We start from the raw sequence: 9,842 nt of genomic DNA on the forward strand, positions 1-9,842 counted from the left end.
TTGTCCATTCTTTGTTCAATTCATTTTAGGAGGGATTCTTATGGACAAAGCAAGTGGAAAACTGACGGTATATTTTGAAGAACCATTTTGGGTAGGTGTATTTGAACGTATTGAAGATGGCAAACTATCTGTGGCGAAGGTAACATTTGGTGCAGAACCAAAAGATTACGAAGTGCAGGAATATATTCAAAAATACTATTTCAGTTTGAAATTCAGTCCGGCTGTTGAAACTGTTGTAAAGGATATAAAAAGAAATCCGAAACGGATGCAGCGAGAAGCGAAAAAGCAGACGATGGAAACAGGCATCGGCACAAAATCACAGCAGGCATTGAAATTACAGCAGGAACAGAACAAACAGGTGCGTAAAGAGAGAAGCCGCAAGAAAAAAGAGGCGGAAGAACAGCGAATGTTTGAGTTGAAACAGCAAAAGAAAAGAGAAAAGCATAAGGGGCATTAAAGTCCCTTGGGCTTTTGCTCAGAGTTCAGTGTGTCTGACTCACAACAATTTTATATCAAACCAATATAAGCACTTTAGCCAATCAGGTTAAGGTGCTTTTTTGCGCCTTGAAAGGAGGTGATTGAAGCACACCATATCGGGGAAAGCCCGATTTAATCATTACAACAGGCATTGCCTGATCATATAGAGTAACTTTTAACAGCCAGTTAGGGATTATCCCTGCTGGCTTATTTTTTTAACAAAAAGGAGAGAGACAACATGAGAAAAGAACAGATTATTACAACTAACAACAATCAGATGGAGGAGAAAGGCATGAAGAGCAGATTCATTCACTTTAAGAAGAGATTCGTTCCGGCATTATCCGGGGCACTTATGGGAGTAATGCTTATGAGCACAACCTGTTTTGCGGCAGGAGATACTTCCGCAGTAACACAGCCGCTTGAGAACTTAAAGACACTTATCATTGCAGTCATTGGTGCGGTTGGTGTCATCATTCTTGCAAAGAATGTTATGGAGTTCGCACAAGCCTACCAGCAGCAGGATTCATCTACCATGAACTCTGCACTGAAAGGAATTGTAGCAGGTGTCATGATGGCTGGTATTTCAACAGTACTGACATTCTTAGGCTTCTAAGATGGGGGAAAAAGTTCCCCTTTTAGTAAAAGGAAAGAGGTGAATAACAAGTATGGATATTTTTAAGCTTGGAGACAAGATCCTTGCACTTCTTGAGGCGGTGTTTGGGTTTTGGAACAATCAGATATCCCTGGTCTTTGCAATGCTTGGACAGTCACCGGTCAGTTTCAAGGGCGGAGGTCCTTGGGCAGTTATTGAGGGTATTGAGCCGGTCTTTGTAGCGGTCGGTTCATCCCTCGTTGTGCTGTTCTTTGTTATCGGTTTCTGCTCGGAAAGCATAGATGTAAAAGATGAAATGAGGTTTGAGTCTATATTTCGTATGCTTATCCGACTGGGACTTGCAGAATGGTTTGTTGCAAATAATGTCACGATCATGAAAGCGTTTTTTACTTCCATAGGAAATCTGGTAGGACTTATATCTGCCGGGACAACGACACAGCTTGCTATTGACAGTACACAGGCAGATATCATTAAGGAACTTGGATTTGGTGAGAGTCTGGTAATGCTGATACTCACAGCTTTGCTTGCAATCATCATTATTATCTGTGGATTCTTTATCATCTACACAGTGTATTTCAGGTTCTTAAAAATCCTGATTATTGTGCCGCTCGGTGCGATTGCCTGTTCCACGATGGCAGGAAACAGAATGGTCAGTCATACAATGGCTACCTACTGCAAATATTTTCTTTCGTGTGTATTTGAGGCAGTAACGATGGCACTTGCGATTGTGGTATGTAATGCATTTATCAATGCAGGACTTCCGGCATTTACAGGAAGTTACGCTGACTGGGCACAGACGCTTATTTATTTGTGTGAAATGACATTTACGATAGCAATGACTGTTGGAAGTGTGAAGGGTGCACAGACACTTACAAGCAAGGCATTTGGATTATAGAAGGAGGCAGAAATGGATAATGAAAAGAAACAGGTTACTTATAATTCAAGCATAACCGGAGAAACGCAGGTGACATTTGATATCCAGCAGTATATGAATAACAGGGCAATGTTTATCGGTCTTATGTGTAATGAAGATGGATATGAGGAGCCTTTTGGGGATGTGACTGTGAATTTGTCGGTTGCAGCACCAAATTACTGCGGATATCTGAATGTGAATGACATGCCGGATATTGAAAAGTTTATTACAGATAACGACCTTGGAGAGTTTACTGGATTCACGCAAAGGAGCGGGTTCTGTGAATATCCTCTTTATCTGTTCAATGTAGACAAGCTTAGGGAACTGTGTCCGGATGGAATGGATAAGTATGAGGCGAATATTGGAATGACAAGAAAGCCGGAGAAAAAGGATTTATCAAGATAGGAGGAAGCGACAATGGTAATCGAAGTAAACAAGGATATTGACCGCTATCAGGAATCGGTTGCAATGGGACTTACTGCAAGGCAGCTTATATTTTCCATTGCAAGCGTAGTGGTTGGTGGCGGTATCGTCCTTCTTCTTTACAAGTATATCGGTCTTACGGGTTCTGCTTATGTGGCAATTCCATGTGTGGCACCGATTGCTCTTGGCGGATTCTATTCCTTTAACGGGATGAATTTCTACGAGTATATGGGAAAGAAACTGCATTTTATGTTTGGTAACAGGGCACTTACCTATGTATCAACAGAGGGAGAGCCTGCAATAAAGCAGTTAGAAGCAGAACAGAATGAACAGGTAAAGAAGGAAGGCAGAAAGGCTGAACCGGAGACTGTAACAGCTGATTCGGCTGTAAAGAAGCAGGAGGAGTTTGAAGCAATGAAGAAAAAGACGAGAAACATGCTGTTTGGACTTGTCGCAGTCATTGTGGCGGCAGTAGCAGGCATTGCAGTATATAAGGCAATGCATTAGAAACGAATAGTATCTGACCGCAAGGTCGGGAACACAGCCCGCAGGGTGAAGTTCCCGGCGGGCTTTCATTATAAGAAAGCGAGGTTAGAGACATGGGTTTATTTACAGACGGATTTAAGTTATTAAAGAAGGCGAGTGAGCCTTTGTATAAGACACCTAAATCCATTCAGGAAACCATAGAGATTATGGCGGTGGCTGAAAACGGCATTTTTGAAGTAAGCAAAAATAAGTATTCCAAATGCTACCGCTTTCAGGACATCAATTACACGACAGCAACCGAGGATGAGCAGATCGGTATTTTCGAGAGATACTGTAAGTTCTTAAATTCGCTGGACTGTAATTATAAGATTACGATCAACAATAAGAACAAAAACATGGATGAACTCCGTGACAAGGTTCTGATTGCTGAGAAAAACGATGGCTTCAATAATTATAGAAGTATCTACAATGACATCATTGAGGAGAAGATTATTGAGGGCAGACAGGGGATTGAGCAGGAGAGATATCTGACGATCACGATTGAGAGGAAGAACTTTGAGGAGGCGAAGGCACAGTTTGCAACCCTTGAGGCAACGATACACAAGGCTTTCATTGAGCTTGGTGCGGAGATTGTACCACTTAATGGCAATGAGAGACTGAAAGTGCTCTATGACTATTATCATCTTGGAGATGAGGGCAGCTTTGATTTTGATATCAAAAAGGCAAAGAAGGTCGGGGCAGATTTTAGAAATGATCTGTGCAATGGTATGGTGAAATATTTCCCGGACCATTTTGAGGATGAGAGTAAATTCTGCAAGGCGCTTTTTATCAAAAAGTATCCGAGCAGTTTGTCAGACAGATTCATCAATGAGATTACTTCCCTTCCGGTTCATTCCATCACGAGCATTGATGTGGTGCCTGTTCCCAAGGATCTGACAACAAAGGTGCTTCAGAAGAAATACCTTGGTATTGAGTCGGATATCATTAAGCAGCAGAGAGTCCGTAATAAGAATAACGATTTTTCTACGGAAATCTCATATGCCAAGAGAACGGAGAAAAAGGAGATTGAGGAAATCATGGATGATGTCCGTGAGAATGACCAGTGCCTTTTCTTTGTGGGAGTAACCATTATTCTTATGGCAGAAAGCAAGAAGGAGCTTGAGAGTGTATGTGAGACTGTGGAGACTATCGGAAAGCGTAACAGTTGCACGATTGATACACACTACTTAAAGCAGAGGGAAGCACTCAACACAGCACTTCCGATTGGTGTAAGACAGGTGGAGACAATGCGTATCCTTCTTACCCAGTCACTTGCGGTGCTTATGCCATTTAATGTGCAGGAATTAAATGACAGCACAGGAAACTATTATGGCATCAACCAGATCAGCAAGAATGTGAATATCGGCAACAGAAAGAAGCTCATCAACGGAAATGGATTCGTATTCGGAGTGCCTGGTTCCGGTAAATCGTTCTTCTGTAAGATGGAAATGGGCAGCGTATTCTTGTCGGGTGATGATGAGATAATCGTCATAGATCCAATGAATGAGTACTTTGATATTGCAGAAACCTATGGCGGAACTGTAGTAAATATGTCTACTTATACGGATAACTATGTAAATCCGCTGGAGATGGATGTATGGAGCCTTGATCCAAATGATTCCAAGGGAATGGTAAGAGAAAAGGGCGAGTTCATGCTTGGTCTTTGTGAGCAGTGTATCGGAGACAGCTTAAATTCAAGACAGAAATCAATCATTGACCGCTGTGTGAGAAAGCGGTATATCGACATTGCAAGAAGCAAAGAGAAGTATATCCCGGTGATGAGTGATTTCTACGATATCCTTATGGCACAGCCGGAGGACGAGGCAAAAGATATTGCATTGTCTTTGGAGCTTTTTGTAAATGGTTCACTTAACATCTTCAATCACCAGACAAATGTGGATGTGGATAACAGATTCACAGTATATGGTATCAGGGACTTAGGTACAGAGCTTAGTCCTATCACAATGCTTGTCATGATGGAGTCTATTCAGAACAGGATTGTTGAGAATGGCAAGAGAGGCAAGGCAACATGGCTCTATATTGATGAGTTCCATGTCCTGCTTAATTCCGAGTATTCTGCAAAATACCTGCAGCAGCTCTGGAAGAAAGTAAGAAAGCAGGGAGGTCTTTGTACCGGTATCACGCAGAATGTCATCGATCTGTTGCAGAATTACACAGCAACCACAATGCTTGCAAACTCAGAGTTTGTGGCACTTTTAAAGCAGGCTAATACGGATAGTTCCAAGATGGCAGAGGTTATCGGAGTATCAGAAGCACAGCTTAGATTCGTAACCAATACTGCATCGGGAATGGGACTTATCAAGTGTGGTTCAGTGGTGATTCCTTTTGATAATCAGATAAGTAAGGATACGGATTTGTACAAGCTGTACAATACCAACATTCACGAGATAATTGAGATGAAAAAGCATGCAAATGAAAAATGTTAATTCTTTATGAAGTCATGAATTTTGGATTGACATATTTTCATATGACAGGTAATATAATATTAAAGACAGGCAACTTGAGTGTCTGCCAAGCGGCAAAGTAAGGTGTTGTGCCAGAGAGCAGTGCCTTATGAGCTTTATAAGGGTTTGACATTTACCACAATCTGGCTAGAGGTTAATCCTCGAAAGAAAATGTTAGAAGGGCTCTGCTTATGCAGAGCCTTTCTTAATCCAAGGATGTAGTGGAGAACTGTAATGAGGAATGTTTTAGATTGCATAAATGCATTTATTCCGCTATTATCAACCGAATATGAGCTTGTACTAGGGAGAAAAGGTGTTTCAGTTACATTAAGAATTTCATTTGATAAAAAAGATTGTTTTCATCTTATGGGATTACAATATCTGGTAGACAGACCTGAATTGAGCCGAGACAGAGGCAGAGTATTTGATGAGATAGCAGATGGAACAATTACAATTGAAAAAATAGAGTCATCAGATTTTTATAATAAGATAGAGCAAAGAGTTCATTTCCTGCCATTGCTTGAACAAATGATTGATAGTAATGATACTGTGTTTAAGTATAATAAGAAAGCAAATATGTATTCAATGATTGAGGCTGATTATCTTATGGAAAACAACGTGGAGAGCAGGAATCTATTTTTGTTTTTATCTAATGATGAAGGAGATAATTATTTCTGTCGTTCATTTTTTCCAGAGGAAAAGATGGATTATTCAAAAAATCAAGCATCGTGGACACTTCTTTATAAGAAAAAGATTGATTTATCAACCAGAATAGAGACAGTTCTTTACAATAGAATTAAATAGATTTTTACATAAGCCATTTGGACTAATCATCCAGATGGCTATTTTTTTACCCATTTTTGGGTAATGGATGTAGAAAGAAGGTGAGAACATTGAAGATAAAAAAGGTGGATGATAAGCCTATGGTCATTCACACCAAGGAGAAAGCCAAGATTCATGCCCACGAGCCAAAGGGTGCCAAGATTAAAGGCAGCAACATCTATACAGTAGAGAGAGGTCCGAAAGTGCATGATGCTAAAGCCAATGAAATGGATAAAAAAGCATCTGCAAAATTAATGCTTCAGAAAAGTGCTGGTGGAAAGCGTACTTATAGAAAGAGTACCATTCATCAATCGGAGGCTAAGGATAAAGGTCTTTCTAGGTTTAAGCGTAACATCAGAGAGTCAGGAACTTCCATCAAGACCAAGAACACCAATCTTCACATTGCAGGAAGAACAGGAGCACTTGCAGCTGGGGCAGTAACGGAGCAGGTGGAGGGCGGGCAGGAGGTATCGCAGGCAGCATATCTTGCATATGAAGCAAGCCGCCCTGTTACCGGAACTGCTTCTAAGGGTGCTGCACTTTTCAGGAAAAAGGCGGCAGCCGAGGCAAAGAAGCGTATCAAGAAGGTAGAGGCAGGAAAGAAGCTGGCAAAAAAGACAGCAAAGAAAGCTGCCAAAGATACAGCCAAGACTGTAGCTAAAGAGACGGCAAAAGAAACAGCAAAGACTACTGCCAAGGTTGCAACGAAAACTGCTACAAAGGCAGCTGCTACGGCGGCAGGAACAGCGGTTGCACCGGGAGCAGGCACGGCAATCGGCATGGCAGCCGGATATGCGGCAGGTGCGTCCATAGAGGTCAAGGATGAAAAGATGACCAACCGGAGCAGGAAGATAAAATTCTTTCTGGATAAGATGAAAGCACAGGAGAATCAGACAGACAGCGTGGCAAAGCTGGTAAAGGATCTGATTGTGCGAAAAGCGATTACCTGGGTAAAGGCAGCGGCACCGATTATCGGACTGGTGCTTTTATTACTTGTTCTTGTAGTTGCCATGATTGCGGTTCCGGTTATAGCGGTGATAGCAATCCTTTACAATTCACCATTTGCTTTATTCCTGCCACCACTTGAATCAGGAGATACCGTGCAGACAGTAACGAGTGCCTATGTGCAGGAGTTTAACCGGGATGTGAACACGAAAGTGAATGAGCATACCGGATATGATCTTGGAGAGCTTGTATATGTGGACTATGAAGGTATGGAAGAAAACCCAAGTAATTACTATGACATCATGGCAGTCTATATGGTCAAGCATGGTGTCGGAGATACTGCAACAGTCATGAATGATACTTCTAAAGGCTGGCTGCAGGCAGTTGTAAATGATATGTGTTCATACACCACAAGCACCGGAACAAAGGATGTGGAAGAAACGGATGCAGACGGCAATGTGACTACTGTCACGAAGTCTGTTCTGTATGTGAATGTAACGCTGAAATCGTACAGGGATATGATTTCGGTCTATGGGTTTAACTCTGATCATGTGGAAATGCTTGAGCAGATCATGAGTCCGGAGTTTATGGGACAGCTTGGATATGCCGGAAGCGGAAGTGGCGGCGGAGGCGGAAGTCCGGGAGTAAGCTCCATGACTGAGGATGAAATCAATGCCATCCTAAACGAAATTACAGACAGCAGGCAGAAAACAGTCTGCTCTTATGCACTTCACAGAGTTGGCTTCCCTTATAGTCAGGATTTAAGAGACAGCGGTAACTATTATGACTGCAGTTCCTTAGCCTATTATTCATGGAAAGATGCAGGCGTGGATATTAGTTATGGCGGTGCAACCACAGCGGCAGCGGAGGCACAGGGACTTGATGAAGCCGGAAAGACTGTCTCCTTTGATGAGTTACAGCCGGGAGACCTTATCTTCTACAGTTTTACAAGCAACGGAAGATATAAGAACATCAGCCATGTGGCAGTATATGTCGGAAATGGCAAGGTGGTAGAGGCACTTAATGAAAGTCTTGGTGTGGTCTACAGGGATGTGGCAAGCACAGGAAAGATTGTTGTGATAGGAAGACCATAACAGGAAATTTGCAGAGAGGGCATAGTCCCTCTCTGAGACTGGAGGTAAGAATGGATTTAAAAGATATGATACTGGTAACAGAAAACGACAGGGGAACAGAGACAAATATGCTGATGATTCTGGATGATTATAAGAGTTTTATAGCAGTTGATGACATGTCAGAGCTTGCAGACAATTTGTTGCAGCTTGGAAGGACACTTGGTGAAGCAGATAACTTCGCAGAGTATTACAGGGCAGCAAATGTAACTGTATCTGCGAGATTCTGTCTGGATGATATTCAGCTGGGGCACTTTCTTCAGGGACTTTATAACGATTCCAAAGAATTTCGGTTTGATAAAGAAGCCAGTTCTTCTGAATGTGTTGCAAAGCTTAAGGAGATTGGAATGACCGATAAGGGCTGGGTGGATGATTTTAACCTGCATTATGAAAGTGTGGACAGATCATTTGAAAGGGGACAGACATTCCATAACTTCAATGACCATGATTACATGGTGCTTGAAGCATTATCACCAAGGAATCTCGTGGTGATGGATATGAAGTCAGGTTCTCTTACAATCGCCCTTGGTGCGACAGAGTATAAGCGTTATCCGAAGGATGAGAAGCCTACAAAGGACAATACCACAATCGGAGTATCGTGGGAGCATGGCATTTATCTCGGTTCCACACTCTCAACCACGAATTTCAAGGCATACAAGAGGGAGTATGGCACACCGGAAAAGATAGAGGATATCTATGATTACAGGGCAAAGCTAAAGCAGAAGTTCTATTTTTATCAGGATATGTCAAAGGATGATGATGTGCCAAAGAAACTGCAGAATGATTTCCTTCACCAGATGTATGAGGATTTCGGAACGATTGAAGAGGACTGTTTTTACGACAGGCTGGAAGATGGAAAGTACGATGAGGGCTTTAAGGAAAGACAGGTAAAGGAAGAAAAGTGCCGGTGATGAGATTTTTACAGGAGGCGATATCATATGGAACAGGAATTTGATGTTGAGATAAAAGAAGTGCTTTCACGAGTACAGAAAGTAAAGGCAGAGTCGCTTGACGATGCCATCAATAAGGCAATGGATATGTATTATGCAGAGCAGATAGTCCTTGGAGCAGAGGACATGAAGGGAGTTGATTTTGCGCCTATCAGCGAAGGTCAGCTCCCTTCTTCATTAAAAGAAAACGGAGGAAAAGCAAGATGAAAAGTGATTCAACAACAGTAATTAAGAACATGGAGTTTTTAGTAAAGGAACTTCATAAGGAGTGGGACAGATCGGGTGCTTCTAAGGCATCCGTTATTATTTCCCTTGAGGAAGTAGATGGTATCAATGATAAGTTAAAAGAGATTATCTATCAGACACAGAAGTCAGTCGATGAGGATGAGCTGACCTTTAAACAGAGCATTGCAAAGTCCAAGGAGTGCTATGTGCTTCTTCGTGTGGTGCGTAAGATTGCAAAGAAAAAGGATAAATGCGAAAAACAGGCAATCGACAATGAATTTGCAATCGAGCTGGATAAGGATGAGTTAAAGCTCTTTAAGGGATTGTTTGCAGAGATGTTTAAGTAGAGGAGGA

Annotated in this window: 11 protein-coding genes; all 11 read left to right on the forward strand. The window is 41.9% G+C overall.

Annotated elements, in window-relative coordinates; genetic code table 11:
* Window positions 1-40 precede the first annotated feature (40 nt).
* Window positions 41-457, forward strand: a complete 417-nt coding sequence (locus tag DW959_RS04800; RefSeq protein WP_055068871.1) for a YjdF family protein — start codon at window positions 41-43, stop codon at window positions 455-457.
* Window positions 458-715: 258 nt separating this feature from the next.
* A complete protein-coding gene (locus DW959_RS04805; RefSeq protein WP_117482436.1) occupies window positions 716-1,090 on the forward strand; it encodes an electron transporter RnfA in 375 nt (124 codons plus the stop codon).
* 52 nt (window positions 1,091-1,142) lie between these two features.
* Complete coding sequence (locus DW959_RS04810) at window positions 1,143-1,985, forward strand: hypothetical protein (protein ID WP_015560911.1); 843 nt, start codon at window positions 1,143-1,145, stop codon at window positions 1,983-1,985.
* Between the two features lie 12 nt (window positions 1,986-1,997).
* Window positions 1,998-2,408 carry a DUF4313 domain-containing protein gene (locus DW959_RS04815; protein ID WP_117831121.1) on the forward strand — a complete coding sequence of 137 codons (411 nt, stop codon included), beginning with the start codon at window positions 1,998-2,000 and terminating at the stop codon, window positions 2,406-2,408.
* 12 nt (window positions 2,409-2,420) lie between these two features.
* The gene (locus DW959_RS04820) at window positions 2,421-2,933 is read left to right on the forward strand and encodes a PrgI family protein (RefSeq protein WP_118615570.1); all 513 of its coding nucleotides are present in this window, start codon (window positions 2,421-2,423) and stop codon (window positions 2,931-2,933) included.
* Window positions 2,934-3,025: 92 nt separating this feature from the next.
* A complete protein-coding gene (locus DW959_RS04825; RefSeq protein ID WP_118615572.1) occupies window positions 3,026-5,398 on the forward strand; it encodes a VirB4-like conjugal transfer ATPase, CD1110 family in 2,373 nt (790 codons plus the stop codon).
* A gap of 252 nt (window positions 5,399-5,650) precedes the next feature.
* Window positions 5,651-6,220, forward strand: coding sequence for a PBECR4 domain-containing protein (locus DW959_RS04830; RefSeq protein WP_006859616.1), 570 nt, complete (start codon window positions 5,651-5,653; stop codon window positions 6,218-6,220).
* An 80-nt stretch (window positions 6,221-6,300) separates the two neighbouring features.
* Complete coding sequence (locus tag DW959_RS04835; protein WP_347475320.1) at window positions 6,301-8,277, forward strand: NlpC/P60 family protein; 1,977 nt, start codon at window positions 6,301-6,303, stop codon at window positions 8,275-8,277.
* A gap of 50 nt (window positions 8,278-8,327) precedes the next feature.
* Window positions 8,328-9,224, forward strand: a complete 897-nt coding sequence (locus DW959_RS04840; RefSeq protein ID WP_118615574.1) for a hypothetical protein — start codon at window positions 8,328-8,330, stop codon at window positions 9,222-9,224.
* A 27-nt stretch (window positions 9,225-9,251) separates the two neighbouring features.
* Complete coding sequence (locus tag DW959_RS04845; RefSeq protein WP_004611546.1) at window positions 9,252-9,470, forward strand: DpnD/PcfM family protein; 219 nt, start codon at window positions 9,252-9,254, stop codon at window positions 9,468-9,470.
* Window positions 9,467-9,835 carry a hypothetical protein gene (locus DW959_RS04850; protein ID WP_055062784.1) on the forward strand — a complete coding sequence of 123 codons (369 nt, stop codon included), beginning with the start codon at window positions 9,467-9,469 and terminating at the stop codon, window positions 9,833-9,835. The genes DW959_RS04845 and DW959_RS04850 overlap by 4 nt, the downstream gene beginning before the upstream one ends.
* Window positions 9,836-9,842: the final 7 nt, after the last annotated feature.

Source organism: Clostridium sp. AM46-21 (assembly GCF_003480025.1).
Classification (GTDB): Bacteria; Bacillota; Clostridia; order Lachnospirales; family Lachnospiraceae; genus Coprococcus; species Coprococcus ammoniilyticus.